22 protein-coding genes and 1 tRNA gene are annotated in these 26,880 nt (G+C 38.6%); 18 read left to right on the forward strand and 5 right to left on the reverse strand.

The genetic code is table 11. The annotated features are described in order from the left end of the window. Positions 1 to 35 precede the first annotated feature (35 nt). The 8 genes from MLC35_RS00175 (at position 36) to MLC35_RS00210 (ending at position 9,525) form a co-directional block, all read left to right on the forward strand. Positions 36 to 1,484, forward strand: coding sequence for a sensor histidine kinase (locus MLC35_RS00175; RefSeq protein WP_434637159.1), 1,449 nt, complete (start codon positions 36 to 38; stop codon positions 1,482 to 1,484). Next, positions 1,478 to 3,448 carry a TonB-dependent receptor plug domain-containing protein gene (locus tag MLC35_RS00180; RefSeq protein WP_434637161.1) on the forward strand — a complete coding sequence of 657 codons (1,971 nt, stop codon included), beginning with the start codon at positions 1,478 to 1,480 and terminating at the stop codon, positions 3,446 to 3,448. Before MLC35_RS00175 ends, MLC35_RS00180 begins: the two co-directional genes overlap by 7 nt. Continuing rightward, a complete protein-coding gene (locus MLC35_RS00185) occupies positions 3,445 to 3,975 on the forward strand; it encodes a hypothetical protein (protein ID WP_346389082.1) in 531 nt (176 codons plus the stop codon). The genes MLC35_RS00180 and MLC35_RS00185 overlap by 4 nt, the downstream gene beginning before the upstream one ends. Before the next feature lie 52 nt (positions 3,976 to 4,027). Beyond that, positions 4,028 to 5,191: a formate-dependent phosphoribosylglycinamide formyltransferase gene (gene purT, locus MLC35_RS00190; protein WP_434580708.1), complete on the forward strand. Its 1,164-nt coding sequence runs from the start codon at positions 4,028 to 4,030 to the stop codon at positions 5,189 to 5,191. Then, positions 5,192 to 6,115, forward strand: coding sequence for a D-2-hydroxyacid dehydrogenase (locus MLC35_RS00195; RefSeq protein WP_434637163.1), 924 nt, complete (start codon positions 5,192 to 5,194; stop codon positions 6,113 to 6,115). Beyond that, positions 6,112 to 7,638 carry an FAD-binding protein gene (locus tag MLC35_RS00200; protein WP_346389085.1) on the forward strand — a complete coding sequence of 509 codons (1,527 nt, stop codon included), beginning with the start codon at positions 6,112 to 6,114 and terminating at the stop codon, positions 7,636 to 7,638. Before MLC35_RS00195 ends, MLC35_RS00200 begins: the two co-directional genes overlap by 4 nt. Beyond that, positions 7,639 to 8,328, forward strand: coding sequence for a succinate dehydrogenase/fumarate reductase iron-sulfur subunit (locus MLC35_RS00205; protein WP_434637166.1), 690 nt, complete (start codon positions 7,639 to 7,641; stop codon positions 8,326 to 8,328). A gap of 78 nt (positions 8,329 to 8,406) precedes the next feature. Next, on the forward strand, positions 8,407 to 9,525 hold the full coding sequence (locus tag MLC35_RS00210) for a response regulator (protein WP_434637168.1): 1,119 nt from the start codon (positions 8,407 to 8,409) through the stop codon (positions 9,523 to 9,525). Here MLC35_RS00210 and MLC35_RS00215 read toward each other — a convergent pair. Genes MLC35_RS00215 through MLC35_RS00225 form a run of 3 tightly spaced genes read right to left on the reverse strand, consistent with a single transcriptional unit; the run spans position 9,522 to position 16,158 of the window. After that, positions 9,522 to 10,562, reverse strand: a complete 1,041-nt coding sequence (locus tag MLC35_RS00215; RefSeq protein WP_434637170.1) for an HD domain-containing phosphohydrolase — start codon at positions 10,560 to 10,562, stop codon at positions 9,522 to 9,524. The genes MLC35_RS00210 and MLC35_RS00215 overlap by 4 nt on opposite strands. Continuing rightward, positions 10,552 to 14,397 (reverse strand): FIST N-terminal domain-containing protein, encoded by a 3,846-nt coding sequence (locus MLC35_RS00220; RefSeq protein ID WP_434637172.1) that lies wholly within the window; start codon positions 14,395 to 14,397, stop codon positions 10,552 to 10,554. Before MLC35_RS00220 ends, MLC35_RS00215 begins: the two co-directional genes overlap by 11 nt. Before the next feature lie 48 nt (positions 14,398 to 14,445). Then, positions 14,446 to 16,158: a nitrite/sulfite reductase gene (locus MLC35_RS00225; RefSeq protein ID WP_434637174.1), complete on the reverse strand. Its 1,713-nt coding sequence runs from the start codon at positions 16,156 to 16,158 to the stop codon at positions 14,446 to 14,448. 305 nt (positions 16,159 to 16,463) lie between these two features. On the opposite strand from MLC35_RS00225, the gene MLC35_RS00230 reads away from it, so the two are divergent. The 5 genes from MLC35_RS00230 to MLC35_RS00250 are packed head-to-tail and all read left to right on the forward strand — an operon-like array spanning position 16,464 to position 21,811. Further along, a complete protein-coding gene (locus tag MLC35_RS00230) occupies positions 16,464 to 16,961 on the forward strand; it encodes a YajQ family cyclic di-GMP-binding protein (protein ID WP_151901420.1) in 498 nt (165 codons plus the stop codon). 12 nt (positions 16,962 to 16,973) lie between these two features. Then, on the forward strand, positions 16,974 to 17,615 hold the full coding sequence (locus MLC35_RS00235; protein WP_434637176.1) for a DNA-binding protein: 642 nt from the start codon (positions 16,974 to 16,976) through the stop codon (positions 17,613 to 17,615). A 19-nt stretch (positions 17,616 to 17,634) separates the two neighbouring features. Next, on the forward strand, positions 17,635 to 18,948 hold the full coding sequence (locus tag MLC35_RS00240) for an NAD-binding protein (protein WP_151901418.1): 1,314 nt from the start codon (positions 17,635 to 17,637) through the stop codon (positions 18,946 to 18,948). Next, the gene (locus MLC35_RS00245; RefSeq protein ID WP_151901417.1) at positions 18,938 to 20,380 is read left to right on the forward strand and encodes a TrkH family potassium uptake protein; all 1,443 of its coding nucleotides are present in this window, start codon (positions 18,938 to 18,940) and stop codon (positions 20,378 to 20,380) included. The genes MLC35_RS00240 and MLC35_RS00245 overlap by 11 nt, the downstream gene beginning before the upstream one ends. A 57-nt stretch (positions 20,381 to 20,437) precedes the next feature. Continuing rightward, positions 20,438 to 21,811, forward strand: a complete 1,374-nt coding sequence (locus MLC35_RS00250; protein WP_188109999.1) for a chloride channel protein — start codon at positions 20,438 to 20,440, stop codon at positions 21,809 to 21,811. Between the two features lie 135 nt (positions 21,812 to 21,946). Here MLC35_RS00250 and MLC35_RS00255 read toward each other — a convergent pair whose 3' ends face one another. After that, positions 21,947 to 23,872: a DUF1538 domain-containing protein gene (locus MLC35_RS00255; RefSeq protein WP_434637179.1), complete on the reverse strand. Its 1,926-nt coding sequence runs from the start codon at positions 23,870 to 23,872 to the stop codon at positions 21,947 to 21,949. A 150-nt stretch (positions 23,873 to 24,022) separates the two neighbouring features. Between MLC35_RS00255 and cobU the strand changes: the two genes are divergently transcribed. The 4 genes from cobU to MLC35_RS00275 all read left to right on the forward strand — a co-directional run bounded on the left by cobU (position 24,023) and on the right by MLC35_RS00275 (position 25,916). After that, positions 24,023 to 24,517: a bifunctional adenosylcobinamide kinase/adenosylcobinamide-phosphate guanylyltransferase gene (gene cobU / locus MLC35_RS00260; RefSeq protein ID WP_346389093.1), complete on the forward strand. Its 495-nt coding sequence runs from the start codon at positions 24,023 to 24,025 to the stop codon at positions 24,515 to 24,517. Further along, positions 24,514 to 25,239 carry an adenosylcobinamide-GDP ribazoletransferase gene (gene cobS, locus MLC35_RS00265; RefSeq protein WP_151901414.1) on the forward strand — a complete coding sequence of 242 codons (726 nt, stop codon included), beginning with the start codon at positions 24,514 to 24,516 and terminating at the stop codon, positions 25,237 to 25,239. The genes cobU and cobS overlap by 4 nt, the downstream gene beginning before the upstream one ends. Beyond that, entirely contained in the window at positions 25,236 to 25,799 is a 564-nt protein-coding gene (locus MLC35_RS00270; protein ID WP_151901413.1) for a histidine phosphatase family protein, read from the forward strand. Before cobS ends, MLC35_RS00270 begins: the two co-directional genes overlap by 4 nt. A 29-nt stretch (positions 25,800 to 25,828) precedes the next feature. Further along, positions 25,829 to 25,916 (forward strand) — tRNA-Ser (locus MLC35_RS00275). 19 nt (positions 25,917 to 25,935) lie between these two features. On the opposite strand, the gene MLC35_RS00280 is transcribed toward MLC35_RS00275, so the two are convergent. Then, on the reverse strand, positions 25,936 to 26,349 hold the full coding sequence (locus MLC35_RS00280) for a winged helix-turn-helix domain-containing protein (RefSeq protein WP_230973279.1): 414 nt from the start codon (positions 26,347 to 26,349) through the stop codon (positions 25,936 to 25,938). Positions 26,350 to 26,454: 105 nt separating this feature from the next. On the opposite strand from MLC35_RS00280, the gene MLC35_RS00285 reads away from it, so the two are divergent. After that, positions 26,455 to 26,730: a hypothetical protein gene (locus MLC35_RS00285; protein WP_151901411.1), complete on the forward strand. Its 276-nt coding sequence runs from the start codon at positions 26,455 to 26,457 to the stop codon at positions 26,728 to 26,730. The last annotated feature ends 150 nt before the right edge of the window (positions 26,731 to 26,880 follow it).

Genomic DNA, 26,880 nt, shown 5'->3' on the forward strand with positions numbered 1-26,880 from the left:
GGCTTTATTGGCTCTGAGAATGTATAATTATTTTTATGTTTAAAACATTAATTGGTAAATTTACTTTCTTATTTTGGCTTGTATTTTTCTCTATCATCATCCCTGTATATATTATTTCATTTTCCTATTTTAAAGAGATACTCATTAAAGAAGAGGGACAAAAGATTACATTCTTATTTCGCGGAATAGAACCTTTGCTTGCTTTTCACATCTCTTTTGAGCAAAAAAATAATGTAAAATTTTTGCTAAATAAAATATTAAAACAGTATGATATTGCTGAAATACGTCTAAAAGATGCAGACGGAAAAATAATATATGAAAAGAAAAAGAAAATATTGCCTCAACAGGCTTTTTATTATGAAGGTGTTATAACAGATCCTTTTAATAATAAAAGCATAGCTTCAATCAAAGCAGAATATTCCAATAAAAATTTGAAAAAACTTTCCGTAAATATACTCTATATGCTGGGTTTGACACTGTTGCTTACTTTGGGAATCTTTTTAATAAGTCTCTTTTTATTGCGGCGTGATTTGCATCTGCTCAACGTCATATCTAAAGCTTTTTTAAAATATTCACATACAAAAGAACCGGTTGATGTGAAAGTTGATAATGCAACGCAGGAAATTCAAATTATTGCCAAAACATCAAATGAAATGATGTACACGATTACAGACTATTTGCATCAATTACAATTATTTAATAAAGAACTCAAGGAGAAGGTACAAGAAGAAGTGGCAAAGCAGCATCAACAGGAAAAGCTTATGCTGCATCAATCAAGACAAGCTGCTATGGGGGAGATGATTGAGTCTATTGCACATCAATGGCGTCAGCCTTTGAATAATATTGGACTGGCTAGCAGTGATTTGCTGATTAAGTATGATCTTGATACATTACATGCACAAGAGTTTCACAAGAGAATGGAAGAGATCTCTCATAATATTCAGTATATGTCTGATACTATTGATGATTTTCGCAATTTTTTAAATCCTTCAAGAAAAAACAGTTATTTTAATTCTGTTCCTTTATTAAAAGACGTTATAAAGATTTTGGATGCACAGTTTAGGAATAATGCAATCTGCTGTAATTTTGATGTGCAAACTAAAGCACTTTTTTATGGTGTTGAAAACGAATTCAAACAGGTTGTGCTCATAATACTGAATAATGCAAAAGATGCCATTAGGAGCAGACAAGAACGGAATGGGCTTACAGATGGCATGATTTCTATGGTGCTCAAAGGTACAGATAAAGATACTGTTTTAGAAATTTGTGATAATGGCGGAGGCATTCCTCCAAAAATTATAGCAAATATATTTGAGCCTTATTTTACAACAAAATCTAAAATTTCAGGAACAGGAATCGGACTGCATATTGCAAAAAATATTATAGAATCGAGGATGAAAGGTTTGATAATGGCTGAAAATAGAGATGATGGGAGCTGTTTTACCATCAAGTTAAAAAATTATAAAGAGAGTGAAGAATGGTAAAAATGGTTTTTTTACTGCTGTATGCAGTTTTTGTTAATGCAAATGCCACATTTGATGATTTTAATTTGACACAGGATCTTCAGGATGTTTCACAAATTGCAACAAAAAGTAAACTTAACATCAGTCAAACACCTTCCGTTGTTTCGGTTTTACATCCAAAAGAGTTAAAAAAACTTGGAATTAGGACTCTGTATGAGGCTCTCTCTACGGTACCCGGTATTGAGCTTTCAATGGGAACAGCCGGAGCAAAGCAGATAAATATGAGGGGAAACAAATCATTTATCCGTGATAAAATCAAACTGATGATTGATGGGGTGGGCATTAACAGCGAGTTGGCAGGAGGGGGATATTTTTACCTTGATATGCCGATAGACCTCATAGAACAGATAGAGATTATTCGCGGACCTGCTTCTGCGTTATATGGTTCTTTGGCACATGTCGGCGTTATCAATGTTATTACGAAAAGTTTACATCCGTCAGCGCATATTCTCTCTTATACCCGTTCTTCTAAAAACTTTCAAAATCTGACATTTTCCCAGTCTGTAAAACAGAACAATATGCATATTGCCCTGGACGGTTACTTTAATAACAATGAAAACAGTCGTATATATAAAAACTATTCTTTAATTACAACACAAAACAAGTTTGTCTCTTATGAAAATTACACAGACAAATCATTCGGTTTAAATATAGCGTATAATGCTTTGTCATTTAAATCACGATGGCTTGAACACAATACACAAAACTATTATGGTTACGGGGATTGGCCGATTAGTCATGATCCTAAAAAAATTAAAACAAAATCTTTTTTCAGTGAGCTCGTGTATGCTCCAAAAATAAATAATAATTTGTCTTTTAATCTAAAAGCCGGTCTGAAATTGTACCAGTTTGGCGGTGTTTCTCGCTATATTCCATACTCGATTATGACAACACCCCCCTCTCCCGAGTATGATTTGTTGGGAGAAGGCAGATATAAAGAGCGTACACTCTACAGTGAAGACACCCTTTTATATAAAACACAGTTGAATGAATTTCTACTTGGGATATATATTGCAAAAAGTGATGAAATTACTACCGATTACAGAGTGAATGATCCAACCCTTTCAGAAAATATCAATATAAAAGTAAATAATATTGATAAAGATATTAAAAGAAAACAGTATGCCCTTTATTTTAATGATATTTATCCGTTAATGCCGCATATTACACTCGATGCAGGTGCAAGATATGATTATTACAGCGACAGTGATGCAGGATTTTCTGCCAAGTTGGCATTATTGTATGCGTATGATGAAGTACAAAACTACAAACTGCTTTATCATCGTTCTTTTCGTGTGCCCTCTTTTTTGGAGCTTTACAGTTCTGCAAGTCCATATTTTGGAAATAAAGATCTTAAATCTGAGACAATTGATACTGTAGAATTAGTGTATCATCGTCAAAACAGTTTTAATAACTGGATAAATATTAATCTGTATTATTCAAATATGTCAAATTTTATAGATAGAAACAACAGCTTTTATTTTTATAATGCTGAAGATATAAGTTCATACGGAGCAGAGTTTGAGATAAAATACTCATTGGATGCAACAATGAATGTGCAGGCAAACTACTCTTTTGTTAATAATACGAAGATGCCTTTTATTTCCAGCCATCTGGCAAATATTATGCTGTTGAAACATTTTACAGCTGATCTTGAGAGCGGAACCCGCATACGCTATGTCGGTGCAAAACAGAGAGAATCTGCCGATACACGGGAGAAAATAAAAGCAAAAGTTTTTGTTGACCAGACTTTTACATACTGGTATAAAATGTTGACATTGACGGCATCTGTGAAAAATATTTTTAATACAACTCCCGTCTACCCTTCAAAGCTTGGAGACGGAGTGACGACAGGGACATATCTTGAAGATTTTCAAAGAGATGGGCGGACATTTTGGTTGAATGTCGAATGGAATCTGCCTTGAAAAAACTCTTACTCTTCTTTGTAGTCGCTTATACAACTCTATTCGGATATCAGTATGATACTGTTATTATAGATATAGAAGCAAAGTTGTTCCCAAAAATTGCATTAATGGAAAAAAGTGTGCAAAAATCCCCTTCAAAGCGTTTGAATATTTGGATTGTTTATAAAAAAATAGACACCAAGATGGCCAAAAAATTTAAATTTAAAATTGAAATGCTCTACAAGATGCCTCTGCTTGGCAAAAAAATAACGGTTGATACTGTTTTAATGAGTCAATATAATAAGATGCAAAATCTTCCGGATGCTCTTATTGTGCTTTCATATGATTCAAAAGAGATGAAAGATATTGCAAAATGGGCGAATGAAAATAAAATAGTCAGTTTTGTGTATGAACCAAAAGATTTGCAATACGGTTTTTTGGGCTCCGTTTATATTGGGCTTTGTGTGAAGCCTTATCTCAACAAGAAAACGATAAAAGAATTTGGATTTGTTTTGACTCCTTATCTATTACAGTTAAGTAAGTTCTGAATTATCTTAAGCATTGTATAATTCTGCTATATATAAATAAGGAAGTATAGTTATGCACTTTTCTGCCCCTCTTAAATCAAATTCAAAAAAAATCATGTTGCTCGGTTCCGGTGAACTTGGTAAAGAAGTCATCATAGAAGCACAGCGCCTGGGACTTGAAACCATAGCCGTTGACAGATACGAAAATGCTCCTGCTCATCAGGTGGCGCATCGTTCCCATGTTGTGAATATGCTTGACAAAGATGCCCTTTTGGAAATCATCTATCGTGAAAAACCTGATTATATTTTACCGGAAATCGAAGCTATCAACATTGATGCGCTTTTTGCGGCAGAAGATCGAGGCTACAATGTTATTCCAAATGCCAATGCAGTCAGCAAAACGATGAACAGAAAAAATATCCGTACCTTTGCGGCAGAGGTTTTGGGACTCAAAACCGGACCGTATAAATTTGTTACAACACAAGAAGGCATGCTTGAAGCAGCATGTGAGCTTGGCTTTCCCTGTGTGATTAAACCGGTTATGAGTTCAAGCGGACATGGGCAGAGTATTGCCAAAAGTGAAGCAGATATTCCTGCTTCATGGGAAGCGGCAAAAGAAGCACGCGGAGATGCAAGTGAGCTGATAGTCGAAGCATTTGTAGATTTTGATTATGAGATTACAATGCTTACGGCTCGTAACGGCAAAGAGACAGTTTTTTGTGAACCTATCGGACATGAACAACGCGACGGAGATTATGTCTTTTCATGGCAGCCGATGCAGATGAGCGAGATAGCCAAAGAAAAAGCACAGAAAATGGCAAAAGAGATAACAGACGGACTTGGAGGACAGGGGCTTTTTGGTGTTGAACTTTTTATCAAAGGGGATGAGGTTTATTTTTCTGAAGTCTCCCCGCGTCCGCATGATACGGGAATGGTAACGCTTATAACACAAAGCCAGAGTGAGTTTGCCTTGCATCTGCGTGCTGTGTTGGGACTGCCACTCGGATTTACTTTTTACGGTGAAGGCGCATCTGCCGCATTCAAAAGCGAAAAAGAGAGCTTTGCTCCTGTTGTTGATGTGGATGAGAGCCTCTTTAGTGACAATTCCTATGTCAGAGTATTTGGAAAGCCCGAAGCACATAAAGGACGCCGCTTGGCTGTGGCACTTGTTTTTGATAAAGTAGATGCCGCACTTGAAAAAGCGCGTGAACTTATAACAAAAATCAGAGACATGTAAATGCAAAGCCGTACAATAGTTTTACTCGATACATTGACCTTTGGCGATACAGACCTGTCCTGTTTTGACAAGTTGGGAAGCGTAACAGCATACAAAACAACATTACCGCAGGAGACACTCAAACGTATAACAGATGCGGAAGTTATAGTAACAAACAAAGTTGTGATAACAAAAGAGCATATGCAGCATGCAAAAAACCTCAAACTGATCTGTGTTGCGGCAACAGGAATGAACAATGTTGATCTTGAGGCTGCAAAAGAGTTTGGCATTGCAGTAAAAAATGTGGCCGGATATTCTACCGACTCTGTTATCCAGCACACATTTTCTATGCTTTTTTATCTCATAGGCCATTCACGCTATTATGATGAAGTTGTCAAAAGCGGTGCCTACTCCAAGAGTGCCCTGTTTACCGATGTAAGTCATCCGTTTTTTGAGATAAAAGGAAAAAAATGGGGCATCATCGGTTTGGGTGAAATAGGCAGAGGTGTTGCTAATATTGCCAAATGTTTCGGTGCGGATGTCTGTTACTACTCGACAAGCGGGGTAAATCGCAGTCAAGATTTTCAAAGAGCAGACCTTGACGAGCTTTTAAAAAATTGCGATATTATTACTGTGCACGCACCGCTTAATGAAAAAACAAAAAACCTTTTAGACTATGAAAAGCTCTTTACATGTAAAGAGGGTGCAGTGGTACTGAACCTCGGGCGTGGCGGAATCATTAACGAGTCGGCAGTTGCCAGACTTGTGGATGAAAAAAACATCTCTTTCGGGCTGGATGTGTTTGAAAAAGAGCCCTTGCCGCAAGAGAGTCCCCTGTTACATGTAAAGAACAAAGAGAGGCTCTATATGACACCGCATATTGCCTGGACATCGGTTGAAGCCAGAGAAAAGCTCATTCAGAGTGTATGTGAGAATATACAATGATTACAGATGTATTGATTATAGGAGCAGGCGGGGCAGGGCTTACAGCGGCGCTTGCTGCCAAGGATGCCGGTGCAAGTGTGCGCGTACTTACAAAAGAGTACCCGACAAGAAGTCAGACCTGTATGGCACAGGGCGGGATGAATGCTGCACTTGGAAATGTGAGTCCGGACTCTGTAGAAGAGCATATTCAAAACACGCTGAAATCTGCACACGGACAGGCAGACGAAGAAGCTGTGCGTTACATGTGCAGTGAAGCACCGAATGCCATACAGTGGCTTGATGAAATCGGTGTCTGTTTTTCCCGTACAGCTGATGGAAAAATTGCCCAAAGAAAGCTTGGAGGGGCATCCGCTCCAAGGGCCTGCTATGCACAGGATTATACAGGATTAAAAATACTGCATACACTTTATGAGCGTTGTTTGAAAGAAGATATTGAAATACATAATGAACGCTATTTGCTTGATTTGCTCACAAAAGAAGACGGGAGTATCTGTGGTGCATTAATTTTGAATATAAGAAGCGGAGAATTGGAACATCACTTTGCAAAAAGTGTTGTTTTGGCATCAGGAGGGTACTCACGCATATATGACAAATACTCTACAAACTCAACAGCTTCTACAGGAGACGGTATCGCGGCAGCTGCTAGAATCGGTGCAAAACTTTTGGGTATGGAGTTCGTACAGTTTCATCCGACAGGATTGAAAAATTCTTCTATCCTTATCAGTGAAAGTGCCAGAGGAGAAGGCGGGTATCTGCTTAATTCCAGGGGAGAGCGTTTTATAAACGAACTTGCACCAAGAGATGAAGTAAGTCGTGCAATCAATGAACAAATCTTAGCAGGTGAAGAGGTCTATTTGGATATTCGGCATCTAGGAGAAGAGTTTATAGACGAGAATCTGCCACAGGAGAGAAAACTGGCGCTTTTGTATGAAAAGGTGGACCCTGTAAAAGATCTGATTCCCATCAAAGCAGTTGCACACTATACCATGGGCGGAATAGAAGTTGATAACAAATCGCAAACAAGCGTAAGCGGTTTGTTTGCCTGTGGTGAGTGTGCAAACCACAAAGTACATGGCGCAAACCGTTTGGGTGGCAACTCTTTGCTTGAGATTATAGTTTTTGGTCGTGAAGCCGGTAAAAGTGCAGCGCATTATACTTTTTGCGATGATAAAAGCAAAAATGAGCATACATGTAAAAAAGAGACAAATTTTCTTGATAAGCTCAAAAGCTTTAGCAATGAAATTGATTTTTATGAAAAACGTTCGTATGTAGGGGAACTTTTTTATAAAAAAGTGGGCATTATAAGAAAAGAGAGTGCACTGCTCCAAGCACGAAAAGAGATACAACTCTTAAAAGAACAACTGCCCCTTATGGGTGTCAAAGACACCGGCAAAGTTTATAATACCAATCTTGTAGAGTTCATAGAATTTAGAAATATGCTTGATGTCTGTGAAGCGGTAGTGCGTGCTGCGTTAGAGCGAAAAGAGAGCTGTGGCGCTCATTTTGTACAAGAGGAGCAATAGATGAAAGTAAGCATAAAAAGAGCATCAGGCTTTGTGATGTATGAAGTAGATTTAAACGATGCTACGCTTTTAGAAGTGTTAAACAGTATAAAAACAGAGCAGGACAGTTCTTTGGCATACAGCAGCGGATGCAGAAGCAGTGTCTGCGGCAGCTGTTCGATGCGTGTAAATGAAAAAGAGGTGCTTGCCTGTGCCTATAAAGTGCAAGACGGGGATGTGATAGAACCGCTCAAAAATGTAACAGTCATACGTGATTTGGTTGTCAATATGGACAAAGCCCTTGAGACGAACAAACGTGCCAAAACATGGCTGCAGACATATAACAAAGCAGCAAAGCTCACGCATGAAGATGAAAAAACAAATGCTTTGCAGAGTGACTGTATCTTATGCGGTTCGTGTTATTCTGCCTGTCCGGTTTACAGTGTAAATGAAGAGTTTTTAGGACCTTTCGCGTTGACAGGTGTCTGGAAATATGTCAGTGACAAACGCGAGGCAGAGCCCAAAGAGAAGATAGACACCGTGCAGACAAACGGTGTCTGGGATTGTACTTTGTGCAATGAATGTACTTTAGTCTGCCCTCAGGGAATATCTTCAAAAGCAGACATAGAAAAACTTCGCATGAAGTCTACAATGGCAGGGTACAGCGACCCGAGTTTTGCGCAAAATTTTGGTGGAGGACTTTCATTTTAACAAAAAATAATTTTCTTGATTGTTTTACGCAAATAAGATATAATAATAAAAATTCAGAAAAAATTAATGGAAGTAGATATGTTTAGCTGTATACAGGAAAAACAAAGAATTAAAAATGAAAATTTTACTGTTCTTATTGTTGAAGATTCAAGAGTCATTAACAATACATTAACAGCAAGATTAAAAGAACAGGGTTTTCGCTGTTTGCAGAGTTATGATTTGGCAAAGGCACGAGAGATTTTGCAAGAAAATGAAATTTCTCTTGTTATTCTTGATTTGCATCTTCCCGATGGAGAAGGTGAAGATTTAATTGATGAGATTAAAGAAGCCAACAAAGAGACTAAAATTGTTATATTTACTTCAGAAAATGATCTTTTGCGAAGAGACGAGTTGTTCAGACTCGGGATACTGGACTATCTGCTCAAAGGAAAAAATGCAAATTTAACAGTCAAAGAGATTTTGTCCATTATAGAAAGTATGCAAATAAATCCAAATTATACACTGCTGATAGTCGATGACTCCCGTGTTATCAGAAGAATGATGAAAAATATTTTATCTTCTTGCGGGTATACGATTCTTGAGGCACACAATGGTACAGAAGCGATTCAAAAAGTCGCACAGTCCAAGATTGATTTAATGCTGTTGGATATGCAGATGCCGGATATGAGCGGGTTAGAGGCTTTGAAGCAAATCAAAGAAGATGAAAAAAATTTCCATTTACCGGTGTTTATGATTTCGAGTACCCTAGATATAGAAGTGATGCGAGATGCGTATAAAGCGGGGGTGCTGGATTATTTCAAAAAACCGTTTTCTCCTGAAGAGCTCAAATTAAAAGTAGAGCAGGTTATTCGTCAAAAACAGATTGAAACTGAACTGCAATGCAGCATGAAAGTCAGTACACTTTGCAAAAGTTATTTAAATGAGTTTTATGCGACGGCAATCTTTTATACAGATACAAAACTGAAATATGCAAACGAAAAATTTAAAAATGAGTTTGGAGAGTCTTCTTCAAATATGGCACAGGCTTTTGAAAAGTTTGACGCAAAATTTATTGAAGATATCATTATAACGATGAAAAATTATCAGACATACAGCAAACAGGTGACAGATAAGCAAGGCCAGCACTATCTTGTGAAGGCATTTCCAATGCAAGAAAATGAATATTTAATCTCTTTTGAAAAAGTAAACTGTAGTTAATCATCCTGAAATTTGGCATAGATGGTTTTTATTTCATCTATGTTTTGGATAAAATATTCGACAATCTGTGGGTCAAAATGCTCTCCCTTTTCGGCGATTAACAGCTGTAAGGCTTTGTCAAAGTCCCATGCTTTTTTATACGGCCGGTTTGATGTCAGTGCATCAAATACATCAGCAACAGCTACAATTCGGGCATATAAAGGAATCTCTTTGCCACTGAGTCCTTTTGGATACCCTTTGCCGTTGTATTTTTCATGATGTGACTGGGCTATGACTGCTCCTGCCTTGAGAAAAATATTCTCTTTGCCTTGCAATATTTTCGCACCAATTATGGAGTGCTTTTTCATTTTTTCAAATTCATCTTCTGTCAGTTTTCCTGGTTTGAGTAAAATGGCGTCATCAATGCCGATTTTTCCTATGTCATGCAGAGGAGCGGCATAGTAAATAATATTTTGTTCTTCTTCAGAGAGTCTGGCTGCTTTTGCCAAAAGCTTAGAATAGTGAGAGACCCTGCTGATATGGCTTGCTGTTTCGGGATCTTTGTACTCTGCTGCTTTTGAGAGTACCTCAAGGGCTTCATATTCGCTCTTTTGCAATGCGGCTGTTGCTTTTTCTACCTTTGTTGTTAAAAGTTCATTGAAATGCTGCGTGATATTGAGAGAATTTTTCAGTTTCAAAATATTATTTAAACGCAGTTTAAAAACAAGCGGAGAGATAGGTTTTGTCAAGAAGTCTGTTACACCATTTTCAAGGGCACGGTGCATCATTTCGTTGTCATTATTGGCTGTGATCATAATGCTTACCAGGTCAGGATAGAGTGTTTTTGCCTGCTTGAGAAGTTCTATCCCGTCCATTTCAGGCATATTGAAGTCGGTAATGAGTGCATCAACAGTGTTTGATTGTATATAGCTTAATGCTTCGTGAGCATTTTCAAAAGTCTGGATATGCTCGTAGCCTTCTGCATTTACAATACTTTCGAGTAAAAGCAGATTGACTGTTTCGTCATCGACTATGACAATATGTAGTTTATGTTGCATCTTTTAAACCATCCTCCAGTAGATTGGTATAGGTGTTGAGTGTTTTAATTTTGTCATTATAGCTAATTGAAATATTATTGGCTATATCTTTTTCTATCTCTCCCATTATATCAGCTATTTCATCCAGGGCAAGTGTTGCTGAGGAACCTTTGAGTTTGTGGGCCAGGTGTAGTATGGTTTGTATATCATTGGTTTCAAATGCAGTTTCAAGTTCTTCAAGTGCGCTGCGAAAGTTTGTTGTAAAAGCACTCAGAAGTTTTATGATGATGGTATCATCGAGTTCCAAGCGTTCTTTTATCTCTTTAAGCAGAGCATTAAAATTAAAGTCACCGGGTTTGTCATCTGTGTGAATACTCTGTGTGGGAGCATATTTTGTGATGACTCTTTGGAGTTCCTTGATTTGGATAGGTTTGGCTATATAGTCATCCATTCCTGCAGCGAGAAAGCGCTCTTTGTCTCCGTCAAGTGCATTGGCTGTGAGCGCTATGATGGGAATATGATGCTCTAGTTTTTGTCGTATTTTCTTTGTTGCATCGATACCGTTCATTTTTGGCATATTGACATCCATAAATATCATATCATACGAGGAAGCCGTTGCTTTTTGAACAGCTTCTTCCCCGTCATTTGCAAATTCATAACTGATGTTTGGATGTCTGTTCAGAAGAGATTCTATAAGCATGCGGTTAATGTCATAATCTTCGGCAACAAGAATTTTTAATGTCTGTGTTATAATCTGTTCGTTTTCTTTATGCATTGCAGCATGATTTTGCATTTTGGAGAGAAGAAAATTATATAAATTCGAACCAAAAGATTCATCAAAAGTCAAATCAATACAATCAAGATGCTCATTATTGCATGTATCGCTGATACAGATGATTTGTTCCCGCGGGAGAAGATCTCTTGCCTGCATACCAACAGTGGTATCCAGGGTTAATAAAATAGTGTTTTGAGAAAGTTTCTTTGTAAAATCATCCTCTTTGGGCAAACGTGTATAGTTCAGATGAAAAGAGTCTAATGTCTGGGCTATCTTTTGTATAACAAATTCATGATTGTCTTCTATGAGTATCAGTTCATAGTCTGTTAAAAGCTTCTTCAATGTAGGCATGCCTGTACACTTTTTAAATTCCAAATCAAAGAAAAATGTGGTGCCTTTGCCTTCTTGCGACTCTACTTCCAGTTTGCCTCCAAAGAGTTTTACTAAATCTGCACTTATGGTGAGACCGAGTCCTGTGCCGCCGAATTTACGTGTGGTAGAGTCATCGGCTTGAGAAAAAGGTTTAAATATAGTTTGCAGTTTTTCTTTTGGTATGCCTATGCCTGTATCATGAATACTAAAACGGATAGTTTGAAAATCGTTATTTGTTTTTATAACCTCCGTCTGAAAGAGAACCTCTCCATTTTCAGGAGTGAATTTAATGGCATTTGAGAGAAGGTTTGTAATGATTTGGCGCAGTCTTGTCGGATCACTGATAATGCACTCAAACATTTTTGTATCAAACTTATGCAGATAGAGCAATGATTTTTTTTCTGCCAATGATTTAAGAAGCTCATAGGTTGTATTGAACTCAACATAAGGATTTATCTCTATATGTTCAAGTGTTATTTTATTGTTGGCAATTTTTGAAGAGTCAAGAATATCGTTAATAATGTTTAAAAGTGTCTGGGTTGAACTGTTGATGATATCTACATATTTTTTTTGTGTATCTGATAGCTGGGTGTTTTGCAAAAGTTCTCCAAAGCCCAAAATACCGTTCATCGGTGTTCGTATCTCATGGCTCATATTTGCCAAAAACATTGCCTGCGCCGCTTCTGCCCGTTGTGCTTTTTCTTTTGCCTGCTCGAGTTCGGTAATGTCATTGAAGGTATTGATGATATAGATGGTTTCATCATCATAAACAACCTGACGGGACCGTACATGATAAATCCGTTCCTGGTTATTTGCATCAAGCATCATTGCCAGATGAATTTTATAAGGCTCTTTTAAAACTGTGTCATACCAGACTTTCGGTCTTTTTTCTTTTTTCAGATAGCCCTCTTTTTCTATAAAAAGGTCACAGATACACTCATGCCAGCTTGTAAAATCTTCTAAAGTTTTATATCCGAAGCGTCTGTAAAATGCTTGATTGACTTTGTCTATTTTATTGTTTTTTGTGACAATGACTATGTTTTCTTCATTGTCAAGGAGCATATTTGTAAATTTGAGCTGATTTTCATAGGCTTTTTTGCTCTCGACAACATCTGTTATATCTTGACGAATAGCCAAATACTCTGTGATAGTATGGTTTTGATCAAAAATTGGAAAGATATGTGTTTTTATATAGTAGAGAGAACCGTCTTTTTTACGGTTTGAAAGTGTTCCGTGCCAGACATTACCTTTTTTTATTGTTTTCCATAAATCCTTAAAGACATCTGCTTCAACCAGAGGACTGCGTACTATATTATGCGATTTTCCCAGCAGTTCCCTTTTTTTATAACCGCTTATTTTTTCAAACTGTTCATTAACATAGGTGATTTTTCCCTGTAAGTCAGTTTTTGAAATAATGACAACACTGTTAATGGCTTCTAAAAATTCGTCAAGTTTGAATTTTGTTGCATCAAACTCTTTTTGTTGGAGTTGAAGGTTTTTTGAGACATAGTCGATGAGGTGCAGGGTGGCACTCTCTGTCAATTTACCTGTTTGCACAGGTGCGTCTGTTTGTTTTGGTGCTTCTTTTTTTATATGTTGTGTATTTTTTTCATTAAGAAACAGCAGAGTATTTGTAATATTGAGCAGATTTGCCTGTTGCGTGTCTGTATAAAATTCGCCATAGGTAAAAAAGCCTGCTGTAGGGGCAAGTTGTGCTATGTGGGAGAATGCTTTTTCCAACTCAAAGGACAAAAACTGCTTGCGTGCGGCGCAGGAGTAGATAAAGGCAGCCTGAATTTCTTTGTTTTCTTCTTTGAGTATTTCTTCAGGGTGATGTGCATTCACCTGTGTGGCACTTCCCAAGCCGAAACTGACTTTGTCTCCTTCTTCAAAAAGTCCTGCATAGAGGATACTTTCATCTTCGAGAATACTCACCATTGCACGCGCAACCAAAACACCGTTCTTTTGCTTTAACAGAGGAAATTCGACTGCCGAGGCGGGAAGATTTGTCACAACGTCTTCGCCTAAAACTTCTGTATAGAGTGTTTTTACGGGTTTGTTGTCTATTTCATAAACTCTGTTGCCCTCTGCTTTTGTCACTGTAAAAGTCGGACCGACAGCTCTCCAGCCAAGGTTGTAATCACTTGTGACTTCAAGGTCTTCTCCTCTGAGCGCAACTCCAACAGCACCTTTTTTGTAAATTTTGTTTTGATAAATGACAAAAGTATCATCAAAGCTAAAAAGGTCTGCAGACATACCACCGGCTACAAGAACGCCTGTTTTATTGCAGGAGTTAAAGCCGTTAAGGTACTCTTCTCCAATGTGTGATAATCCATCTACAAACGAGATGACACATTTTGTATCGTCTTTTAAAAGTTCATTGGCAACTTTGACACCAAGCCAATGAGAATTTTCATCATCCATGTATGATGTTTGGAGGGTTGTATTTTCAAAAACAGAGATACTTAAAACAACACTTCTCTCAAGCATTTTTTCTTCAAGAATCTCTCCCGCACTTGAACAGCCGATGAGTTTTGCATGAGGCAGGATTGCACAGACATCATTTGCAATGCGTTCTATTTCTTCTTTATTTTGCAAAGAAGTGAACATTTGGATTAAAATTTTGTCATCAAAAAGAGGCACATCGTTTACATGTAAATACTCGATGAACTCTTTTTTTGATGTGTAGTTATAGTTTAGTTGTTTCATAAAGGATACTGTATAATCTTTTTTTATTTATTCTAGCAAATTTAAACTTTATCTGACATTTATCCTTTTCATAGGCGGTTTGTAGTGCGGGTCTTTTCCCTCTACCGTCCATAACTCTTTTGCTAAAGCACTTACACTCTTTTTAAAGTCGTTTTCTATAAGTATTACATCTGAAAAACTTTCAAAAAGCAATTTTTCTTCTTCTTTACATGTAAGTATATTGTTTTGTTTTGGAAGTGTGAGTGCTGTTTTGTTTTTGAGATTGTACAGATGCCAAAGACTTAAGAAATCTTCGGAATATTTATTCAAAATATGATGTGCATAAAGCTGAAAATTTTTATGTCCACTTTTTTCAAAAAGATTTACAATCAGTGTTATTGTCTCTTTTAAGTGCACAAAAGGCACCATGGAAAAGAGCTGTCTTGCCACACTTTTTCCGCTGTCGTGTTCGGCACCTATAAAAACTCTTGCGCCTCCGTCGGTATCTCCGAAGTTGTTGGTTTTCAAGCCTATGAGCCCGATGTCGGTATGGCGATGGCGTCCACACCCTTTGGCACAGCCTGAAAATCCGACTTTTATTTTATGTTCGTAAATTTTTTCCAGGGGCAGGTATTTGGCACTTTCATCCTTAATGCTCCAAACCGCGTAGGGACAAAGATTGCCGGCACAAGATACTACTGTAGAGCTGAGCGCGGGCGAATCAAAAGGCGCTGTTTTTTCGTTTATGCCTACGATATAGATGTTTTGGTCAATTCCCAAACGGATCTGGGCATGGTGTTTGTTCGCATAGTCACTTATTTGGCGCATCTCTTTGGGACTGAGTCTTGCAAAATCTGTTTGATAACAAAAGGCGTATTTGTTATTGTTTAAAAGTTCAAATTCATTAAATTCGCCATGCAAAAGCTGCAGTTTGCCGGCAGCATTGAATTTTTTTCCATAGACATCTTCGATAAGTGCTTTGAGTTTGTCCAGCCCCAACTCTTCTATCATGTAAAAGAGTCTGGTTTTAGAACGTGAAAAGCGTGAGCCGTGCGTATAAAATGTCTCTACAAAAGCCGTAAAAAAATCAAAAACTTCCTCATAAAGCAAAAATACATCTGCATCCTGTGCTATTTCCGTATTTTTGCCGCCCATATAGACATTAAAACCGTAAGTGTTTTCTTTTTTGGCAAGTGCAAAGTAGAGGTCATTTGCAAAAAAGGAGTTGACATTTGCCTCGTTACCCGAGATACCGATACTGACACGGCGGGGCAGCATGCCGACATATTTCGGGTTTTTGATGATGTAGTCCTGCATCTGTTGTATCAGCGGATAGACTTCAATTTTTGCGTGTTTGTTGACGCCGTCATAGACATCAGTGACTATATTTCTGATGTTGTCGCCAAAACTTTGCCAGGTAATGAGTCCGTTTTCATTCAAGAGTCTAAAAAGTTCATGGACATCGTCGGCTTCGACATCATGGAGTTGAAAGCCTGCACGTGCCGTGACTACAAGGGTTAAATCATATTTGTTGACAATATCTGCCAAAAAATTAAACTGTTGTGTACTGATTCTGCCTCCGGCTACGCGAATACGAATGGTGAATTCATCTTCCAAAAAATCGGTATTGAAAATGCCAAAATCCTGCAGATAGTACCTGTCACCTTCACCCAGACTCTCAAAATCAATGGTATCGAACTCTTTGACAAAATAGTCATAGGGTTTGAGTCTGGCTTTGTAGCGTTCACGTTTGTTGAGTTTTTTTTCTAACTCTTCTTGCATATAAGTACCTAGATGTAAAATAATTAGAGTGATAATAGCTATTTTTTCTTTACATGGAGATGATATAAGTCAATTTTAGTTAGATTTATACTGTTTGGAATCGGTACTTTAGTGCCGACCTTGTGCTTTCAAGCCGCAAAGACCGCACTGAAGTACGGGTTCCTAAGAGGAGGTTTATATTTCTTCGGAATCGGTACTTCAGTGCCGACCTTGCATTTTTAAAACTAAATTTTTTTCTGTAGTACCGACTGTTATTGATAACAAACAAACTATGTTATAATTAAAACAAAAAAAGGATAACACCTATGGCAAAAGAACACTCGTTTGATATAACGGCAAAAATAGATATGCAGAATTTGAAAAATGCTATTAACCTGGTAGACAGAGAAGTCTCCAATCGTTATGATTTCAAGGGAACACCGTATGAAGTGAATCTGAAAGAGAAAGACAAAGTACTGGTACTTGTTGCTTCGAGTGATAACAAACTGGATGCACTCAAAGACATTGTTATAGCAAAACTGCTAAAACAGGGGCTTTCCTCAAAAGTGCTGGATGAACTTCGTGTGGAAGATGCCAGTGGAGGCACACGCAAGGCGACTTTTAAAATTGTGGATTATATAGAATCCAAAGAGGCGAAAAAAATTACTGCAGAAATTAAAAAGATGAAACTCAAAGTCAACGCCCAGATAGAAGGGGATTCTATCCGTGTAAAAGGTGCAAAGCTTGATGATCTGCAAAAGGTGATGAAAATGGTGCGTGAAGGCGAGTGGGAAGCTCCTTTGGTTTTTGAAAACATGCGTTAACAGGGAAAAAAGATGAAAAAGATGAGCATAAATGATGCGGCTGAGTATTTTGGTGTTTCAAAAGAGGCTATACACAACCGGGTCCGACGGGGTTCTTTGCAAAGTGTTGTAGAGAACGGTGTCAAAATGGTGCTGCTGGATGAGACACAGGCAAAAACAGGGCGAAAAACTGTGCAGCCAAGACGCAACACACTCAGCAATGACAGATATTACAAACTTCTTGAAGAACAAAATCAAAAACTGCAGTCGCGTGTGGATACTCTGGAGAATGAAACGAGGAGCCTTAGAGACCAAAAAGAGCAGATGCTTATAGCCGAGCGTGAAAAAATAGAAAGAATCTATAAAGAAAAAGATGAACAGCTCAAAAATATTCTCAGCAGTATTTCGTCACAGTTTATGCTCAATGCTCCGCAAGAAGCAGTAGCCGAGGAGGAGGAGATGCTTGAGGCAGTGATAGAATCCGAGGTTGCCCAAGAGAGCAAGGTTGTCTCTTTAGACAGGCATCTTAAAAAACGTGGTTTTTCAACAAAAAAAATCAAAAAAATCAAAGCAAGATTTAAAAAGAGTGCAAAAAAAGATGAAAGAATTATTATTGTAGGGAAAAAATATTACATAGATACAAAAAAATATGACTATAGTGATATAATTGGCTAATCTTTTTTAAGGGTGGTATATGCATATAATTATTGCGGGTGCCGGAAAGGTTGGTTTTAACCTTGCCAAAACACTGAGTGTGGGACACAACGTTACTGTCATTGATAAAAATTCACAGGCTTTGGACAGGATACAGGAGAGTCTGGATATTTTACCGCTTCAGGGGGATGTCGAAGACATACACACATATAAGCGTTTTATCGGTCAGGAAATCGACCTGTTTATAGCAGTGACAAATATTGACAATGTAAATCTTATTGCTGCAATGACAGTAGATGCGGCTTTACATGTAAAGAGAAAGTTTGTACGGGTGCAAAAATATTTTTTTCAAGAGCAGGTTATCCAAAAGAGACTTGCTGTTGAAAAAGTTATTTTCCCTTTAAAGCTTACCTCGGGGGCCGTTTCTTCACTTCTTTTGTACCCAAAAGCAAATAATGTAAAATTTTTTAAATACACACCCTGCAAACTTATTTCTGTTATGGTTTCAAGCAAAACACTTCCGCAAAGCATCAGTTCTGAGCATTTTAAAATAGTCGGCATTGAACGCAAGAAGGATTTTTGCATTCCTGATGCAGATGTGGAAATTCTTCCCAATGATCTTGTCTATTTTTTTGGTGATGAAAATGAAATCAAGCAGGTGTGCCAGAAATTGGATGTGGACAACACTCTGGATATTCAAAGATGTGTTGTATTTGGCGGTGGTGAACTCGGGATTGCCATTTCGCAGGAACTTCTAAAAGCAGACAAAGAGGTCAAACTGGTAGAAAAAGATTTAAAACTTTGTGAAACAGCGGACGAAGAGCTCAAAGGCAGGGTCTCCATCATTAACTATAAATACGGTTCGCATGATATTTTTGAAGATGAAGGACTGGAGAGTGCCGATATTTTTATAGCAGCGACCAACAATGATGAGTATAACATCATAAAATGTCTCGAAGCAAAAGAGAGCGGCATAAAAAAAGTGGTTGCGATTAACAATGAAATGGAATATTACAACCTGATGCACTCTTTGGGGATAGTCGTTGTCAGAGGTCCAAAAATGAGTGCCTACAATGCAATCATGGAAGAGATCAGTTCTACAGGTGTTGTTATTCAAAAAAGTTACTGCGGGGCAAAGGCAGTGGTTTTTATGCGTAAAGTTTTTCCCGCCTCGAGGCTTATTGACAAAGTGATAAAACCTTTACATGTAAAAGAATCCAGCCTCTTTTATATAAGAGAAAATGTGATACGGAGTCTCAGTGAAAAAGTGAGACTGCAGGAAAATGATTTGATTGTAGCCTTTTGTGCAGTAAAAACAAGTGCAAAAGTAAAAGAATGGATTTATGAACTATAAAAATGTGCTGAAGATTCTCTCTCTTATAGGCATTACTGTTTCTGCACTTTTTTTGTTTGATGTCTTGATAGGCGTTATATACAAAGAAGCGTATGGAAAATTTTTGCTTTATGACGGGGTGTTTTTTTTGATCAATCTTGGCGTATGGCTGTGGCTGAGAAAGCATGAACTGGATTTGAAAATAAAAGAGAGTATCCTGGTGGTTAATCTGCTCTGGGTGTTGCTTGGCGTTGCCGGAGCCATACCGCTGTTTCTTTATACAAATGTGTCTCTTGCCTCTTCGTTTTTTGAAGCCGTCAGCGGATTTACAACAACGGGAGCAACAGTTTACAGCGATATAGAAGCTCTGCCCCATTTGATACTATTTCACAGAAGTCTGATGCACTGGCTTGGAGGGCTTGGCGTTATTGTCTTGGGCGTTGGGCTTTTGTCAGTCATCAATCCTACGGGAAGCCTCTCTCTTTTTAAAGCCGAATCAACAGGAATTTCTCTTGAAAAACTGACACCAAAAATAAAAGATACAGCCTTGCGTCTGTGGATAGTATATGCCTTGCTGACACTGGTCGACATGCTGCTTTTGAAGTTTTTCGGTATGAGTTGGTTTGATGCGCTCAACCATGCCTTTTCGACAATTTCCACGGGAGGATTCTCTACAAAAAATGATTCTCTGGGCTCTTTTGGCAATGACGGCATTATTTGGACAACGACAATTTTTATGATGCTGGCAGGGATAAATTTTTTAGCCCATTTAAAGCTTTATTTCAGGGATGTCAGCGGGTACAAAACAGAAGAGGTCAGATGGTATTTTACAGTTTTTTTACTGCTGAGTCTTGCTTTGAGTCTTGTACATGTAGATATCAGCGGAGATTCTTTTTATGATGCCCTCAAACACTCATCTTTTACGATTGCTTCTGTCATGACAACAACAGGATTTGCAACTATAGATTACGGCTCCTGGTCGCATTTGGCTATAGCAATTATATTTTTGGGGCTTTTGATGGGGGGCAATGCCGGTTCAACGGCAGGCGGCATTAAAATCATCCGCCATGTAATTATTTTTAAAACACTCTCTGCGGAGCTTAAAAGAATACTGCATCCAAATATGATTATTTCTGTTTTTATCGACGGGCTCAAGCAAAAAGAGCGGATTTTGTCTTCAACGTTTGGTTTTTTTACGCTTTTTATGATTACTGTAGCCATCGTAACCGTCTATATTTATGCCCGGGGGTATGATGCGATGACTGCAGTTTCAGGTGCATTTGCCATAGTGGGCAATATCGGTCCAGGATTCTCTATGGTAGGCCCTGCAGACAACTTTTCTTTTTTCTCTGATTTTGACAAAATCTTTCTCTCCGTGGCTATGATTATAGGCAGATTGGAGTGTTATACTGTTTTTGTCCTGCTCAGCAGTTCTTTTTGGAAAAAGTTCTAATACAATCTTAATAAAAAGTGTTATAATCTTTTTAAAGACTTTAAAGTAGAAAATGAGATGATACAAAATCATATAACAGAACAGACAGCTATTTTTTTCAGTGTTACAAAATGGGTTTTTCTCTCATCAATTATCGGCATAATGATTGGTGCAACAGTTACAGGTTTTTTAAAAATTTTAGCCTATAGTGAAACAAGCCGTTCTTTTTTACCGTTTGAATACTACTATACGCTTCCTTTTGCCCTTGTTCTGACTGTATGGCTGGTGAAAACCTTTGCCCCGAGTGCAGAAGGGCACGGAACGGAAAAAGTTATTTCCGCAATTCATAAAGATAACGGGAAAATAGATGTTTCGGTCATTCCCGTAAAAACACTTGCGACCGTTTTAAGTATTTTTGCAGGTGCTTCTGTCGGAAAAGAGGGCCCTGGCGCGCAGATCGGGGCAGGTGTTGCCTCTTTTATTTCTACGCTTTTGAAGTTTCACAAACAAGACAGAAAAAAGCTTGTTGTATGCGGGATCAGTGCCGGTTTTGCCACAGTTTTCGGTACCCCGATAGCCGGAGCAATCTTCGGTGTTGAGGTGTTAATTATCGGTGTGATTATGTATGATGTGCTTCTGCCGTCTTTTATTGCAGGTTTTGCCGCTTTTACAACAGCCCAGTTTCTGGGGATAGAGTATACCTATTATGACCTGCATTTTTTTCAGGATATCTCTTTGGATATCTGGCTGATAGCCAAAGTGGTCATTGCCGGACTCTTTTTCGGTTTTGTCTCTGATATAGTGATAACAACAATCTCCTACAGCCATACATATGTAAAAAGCATCAAAATAAATACATACATCAAAGCTTTTGTGGGCGGTATTTTGATAGTCGCACTGACCTTGGTCTTCGGTGAGCAGTATATAGGTTTGGGAATGAGTACAATTGCAGATGCTCTCAATCCCCATACCGCTGCATCTCAGGACATTCACTGGTATACATTTCTTTTAAAAACAGTATTTACTTCTCTTTCTCTTGCCGCAGGAGGAAGCGGGGGTGTCATTACGCCGATCTTTTACATCGGGGCAACAAGCGGGCATTTTTTTGGCTCCATCATCTCTCCCGAACATATTACGCTTTTTGCAGCCCTCGGCTTTGTAAGTGTTGTTTCGGCCACCACAAATACACCTATTGCCTCAACGATTATGGCAGTAGAACTCTTCGGGATAGATATCGCACACTATGCAGCACTTGCAGCAGTTATAAGCTTCTTGATTTCAGGGCACAGAAGTATCTTCTCTTCACAGATTCTGGCCATGAGAAAATCCGAAATGCTGAGTGTAAAAATAGGTGAAGAGGTAGAAAATATAAGTATTTCGCTGGAAAAACACGAGATAGATAAAATAGAAAAATTTCGAAGAAGACTTCATAAAAAAAACAAAAAGAAGTAAGCATTTCTTTGGAACGCGGACTTCAGTCCGGGCTGAGAGCGGCAAAACTATTGCAACAGCCGGCACTGCAGAAAAAAACTTAGTTTTTTTCACAAGTCATGCTTCAGCATAGAAAGTACCGGTTCCGAGAAAGCATTATAAATCAGTGAGTTTCAGACGCAGGCCTTTGATGTGAGAAACAGGGTAGGCGAAGGTAAGCCCTCTGCCGTTTCCTGTGATGTCGAGTTTTGTTATTATTTCTCTTATAATTTTGTCAACATTTTTTGTCTGGGTGATAAACATCAGGTTTGCATCAGTTGCGCCCGCATGGAGTCTGTCATAAAAATTTTCCATATGTTCAAGCCCCATACCGTGTGCACTCATGATAGTTACCCCTCTTGCACCCGCATCTCTTGCTGCAATAATTGCCTCTTCCTGTTTGTCTTTTGGAACGATTACATGTACTGCAGAAAAGCTCATATGCGGAGAGTGGTGTAGTGCGTCTGCACCGTCCACTCTTATAGTTGAGAGTTCCATATTCTGTACATCTTCGAGTGCATGTCGCAACTCTTCCATATGGATTTCTTCTTTTTCCCGCTCTCCTTTAACGCCCATTTTTTCTGTAATAATACCATAGAGCATAACGGTAAGCATTGGAAACAAAGAAGCAAAGGCAATGAGCCCGAAACCGTCTATCAACGGGTCTCTGCCGTCTATGTTTGTTGCCAGTCCAAGTCCAAGAGCAGCAACAAGAGGAACTGTAACGGTTGAGGTTGTGACTCCGCCGCTGTCATAGGCTATGGGAATAATGTATTTTGGTGCCAAGAAGGTGAGAATGATGACAAAAATATATCCGCTTATGATGTAGTAGACTATTTCACCGCCGGTAACGATTCTGTAGGCTCCGAGTGCAATTCCTATAGCAACGCCCAGCGCTACAAAAAGACGAAGAACAAAGTCATTGATTTTACCGTCACTGACCTCTTTTGCTTTTCTAGCGATTGCTGTAAGCGCCGGTTCTGCCATGGTGGTTGAAAAACCGATAAAAAAACCAAAAGAGTAGATGATAAGGTTGTTGTCATAACGGGTAAGCTCAAATGCCATAGTCTCACCGACAGAAAAAAGTCCCATCTCCAAACCGACTATAAAGGCATCAAGCCCCAGAATAACCAGCCCGAAACCTATCATCACGTTCTTGAGATTTTCTATGGGTTTTTTTAGAATGATGTACTGAAAAAAGAGAATAATCGCCAAAATAGGCAGGACATCTGTGATGACACCCAGCAGTCCTTTTAAGATTGTCATGGCGCTAAAGTCCAGGTTGACTGTCTCAATCTCTTTGATAACAGCAGGAACAACAGTTGCAGAAGCATCTATGAACTGGTACACAACGATACCGTAAAACTGTACAAATATCATAGGTGTGAGCGAAGCAAAGGCGATGAGACCAAAGCCGTCAAGTACAGGATTGCGCCCTTTGATGGTAGAAGCCAGTCCTATACCAAGGGCGGCAACAAGCGGAACGGTGACAGTGGATGTGGTAACTCCGCCCAAATCATAGGCAAGGCCCACTATCTCCTGGGGAGCAAAAGCCGTTGCGCTGACAACCAGGATATACCCTGCAATGATATAGTAGTGGATAGGATGCCCTTTAATGATGCGCCATACCCCTAAAACAATGGCAAAACCGACAGAAAAGGCAACAACAGTTCTTAGCACTGTAGCGTCAATCCGTCCTGCACTGATACTTGCAGCCTTGTCTGCGATGACGATAAGCGCAGGTTCGGCAATGGTGGTTCCAAAACCTATCATGAAGCCGAAAATCAAAATCCAAAAGGTTGAGCCTTTGTGGGCAAATTCACTCGCAAGCCCTTCTCCTACAGGAAAAATCCCGACTTCAAGACCAAGTAAAAATACTGCAAGCCCCAGACCGACGATGCCTAAGCCTATGGACGTGCTCAGCCAGTTTGGCGGGACACTCTGGATGATGGCAAGCTGGAAGAACATAATCACAAGTATGATTGGCAAAAGGTCACGGAATGACTCTTTTAGAAGTTGCAAAAAAGTTGAAATGCTCAGCACGTTATATCTCCTCTCGTTAATTTTCCAGAACCTGTACTTTAGTGCGGGCTTTATGTTTTGAAGACTAAAAGACGAAGCTAAAGCATCGCTTCCGGAAATTATTTTATGCAATAATATCGAAAAATATTATAAAACTGCTATAATTTTAAAATGAAAACATTATTTATAGGCGGCATTAAGAGTGGAAAATCCCGTAGTGCCGAAAATTACATTAAACAACTCTCAGACAAAAAACCTGTCTATCTGGCAACGACTGAATTCATAGATGATGAAATGCAAGAACGTATAGCACAGCACCAACAGCAACGCAAGAGTGATTTCATCACAGTCGAAGAGGCGATAAATCTCAGAGAAAAAATAGCTTTGCAGGAGGGTGCGGTACTTGTTGAATGTGTAAGTATGTGGATCAATAATATGCTCTATCGTGAAAAAAGTTATACGGAAATGGAAGCGGAATTGGCGAATGTTATAGCATTAAAACAAGACATTGTGTTTGTTATGAATGATGTGAGTTGTGGCATTATCCCTGAGAATAAACTTGCCCGTCAGTTTGTGGATATCAGCGGAAAGCTCTCCCAAATGCTTGCACAAAAATGTGATGAGGTCTATCATGTTGTGGCCGGAATCAGTACACAGATAAAATGAGCAAACTCTTCAAAGGTTTTACTCTGGCTGTTTCAATGCTCAGCATTCTTCCTTTTTTTAAAGTGCATGATTTTTATAAAGGCATAAACGGCTATGCGGTGATGTTTTATCCGTTTGTCGGTTTTTTGCTCGGTTTGCTTTTGTATGGTACTTTTTTGTTGCTTACTCTTTTTTTTCCGCCTTTACATGGTAGCCTCATTGTCTTTTCCTTGTGGGTTTTAGTGACAGGTGCCTTGCATCTTGATGGTTTCGCAGACACTGTAGACGGCTTGTTTGTTCCCAAAGAAAAAGCTTTACATGTAATGAAAGACCCCTATAACGGCGGGATGGGTATGATTTTTACGGTAGTGTTTTTATTGCTCAAGGCATCTTCTGTAGCGGCTTTGGATGCGATGTATCTTTTACCTGTCGTGCTTATGCTTTCACGTTTTACGGCAGTTGCTGCAATCTGTCTCTATCCATATCTCTCTGCAAACGGAATGGGTGCCTTGGCAAAAAAAGAGTTTTCGCAAAAACAGTTTTTGATAAGTGTGGTATATGTTACAGCAATCAGCATACTCTTTCACAGTTTTGTTTTGCTGTTTGTTGCTTTATTGGTGCTGTTTGTATGCAAACATTTTTTTATGAAGCGATACGGCGGGTTTACGGGTGATATTTACGGTTTTTGCATAGAAGTGACAGAACTTGTACTGTTAAATGTTCTTATAGTCGGTTTGGTATGAAAATAACACTTATCCGCCATAGTGAAGTGCAAAAGGCATATATCGGCAAATATAACGGACATAATGACATAGGCCTTTCAAAAAAAGGGCATGAGGATGCCAAAAAGCTGGCAAAAGCTTTTACATGTAAAGCATTTGATTTGGTCTACTGTTCAGATCTCAGACGGGCAAAAGAGACAATACAACCCTTCTCTCAGGCAAAAAAAGCAGTATATACATCAAAATTGCGGGAAAAATCATGGGGAAGACATGAAGGACTCGGATATGAAGAGATTAGGGCGCAAGGCATAGAATATGAAAACTTTGCACAGTGGATAAAAGCCCTTGACGGCGAGCCTTATGGAGTTTATATACAAAGAATAAAAGAATTTTTCTTTGAAACAGTGTTGCAACAAAAAGCTGAAAATATTTTGGTTGTAACACATGCAGGCGTTATTAGAACTTTTATGGCAGTTGTGCAAAATCTGTCACTCGAAGATGCTTTTGGCATTGCGCTTCCTTATGCGTCATATACTGTTTATGATACAAAATTACAAACTTTTAGCACTATTAAAACTTAGCTCTGCTATAATACCGCTCTCACAACAAAGGACAGCTGGCCGAGTGGTCGAAGGCGCTCGCCTGGAACGCGGGTGTAGAGCAATCTACCTAGGGTTCGAATCCCTAGCTGTCCACCATCTGTTTATAGTAAAATCATTAAGCTTCTATAAAATAACCAATCCCCTGATTATTTTTGATAATGTCAGTTTTTAGTTTGTTTCTGAGCCGCCATACCAAGGTTCGCAAATTGTTTTCGGTTATCAGCTCTTCTTTGTTCCATATATAGTTTGTGGCCTGTTCAAAGGTGACTACCTGTCCCATGTTCAGGAGAAGAAGCTTCAAAAAAAGGCTCTCTTTTTTAGTCAGTTTGAGCTTTTGGTTTTGATAAAAAGTTTCTTTTGTTTTGAGATTGAAATGGTAGCCTGTTGCAAATTCAATAATATTTTTATCTGCTTTTTTTGTTTTTTTATCTATTTTTTTTATTTCATAGCCACGGGAAGCTATATAGTTTTCTATATCTACTATATCTGTATCATTTGCTTCGAATACCAGTACAACATTTTTACTCACAAGCTCCTCCGTTAATATTAAAAATAGCAATAGTATAACAATGAAGTGTAAAAGCTGTGTAAAATATTTCTTTTAATCAACTGATAATTATGATAAAATTTCATTATGATAACTCAGTTTTTCAAAAAATATCTCAGTATTATCTTTATTATTGCAACTTTTATGGGTGTTTTTCATCATCATAATGATTTGAAACAGCATAACGACTGTAAAATCTGTACAGTGCAGTCAAGCCTGTCACATGCCGATACCCCTGTTGCCATAAATTATCTGACAGCACTGGAAATACTGAAAGAATCTGTTGTTGCGCCTCTAGTCTCGTTACATGTAAAGCAGGTTCACAATACTCTTTACGCACGAGCCCCTCCAAAAATCTCCTAATTCAATACCGTTTAATCCAAGCAGCTTTTTCGGAACCCGTACTTCAGTGCGGGCTGAGAGTGGCATGAAAGAAACAGCAGTCGGCACTGCAGAAAAAAATTTGGTTTTTTTCACAAGTCACACTTTAGCGTGAGAAAGTACCGATTCAAA

Source organism: Sulfurimonas sp. NW7 (assembly GCF_051132265.1).
GTDB classification, from domain to species: domain Bacteria; phylum Campylobacterota; class Campylobacteria; order Campylobacterales; family Sulfurimonadaceae; genus Sulfurimonas; species Sulfurimonas hydrogeniphila.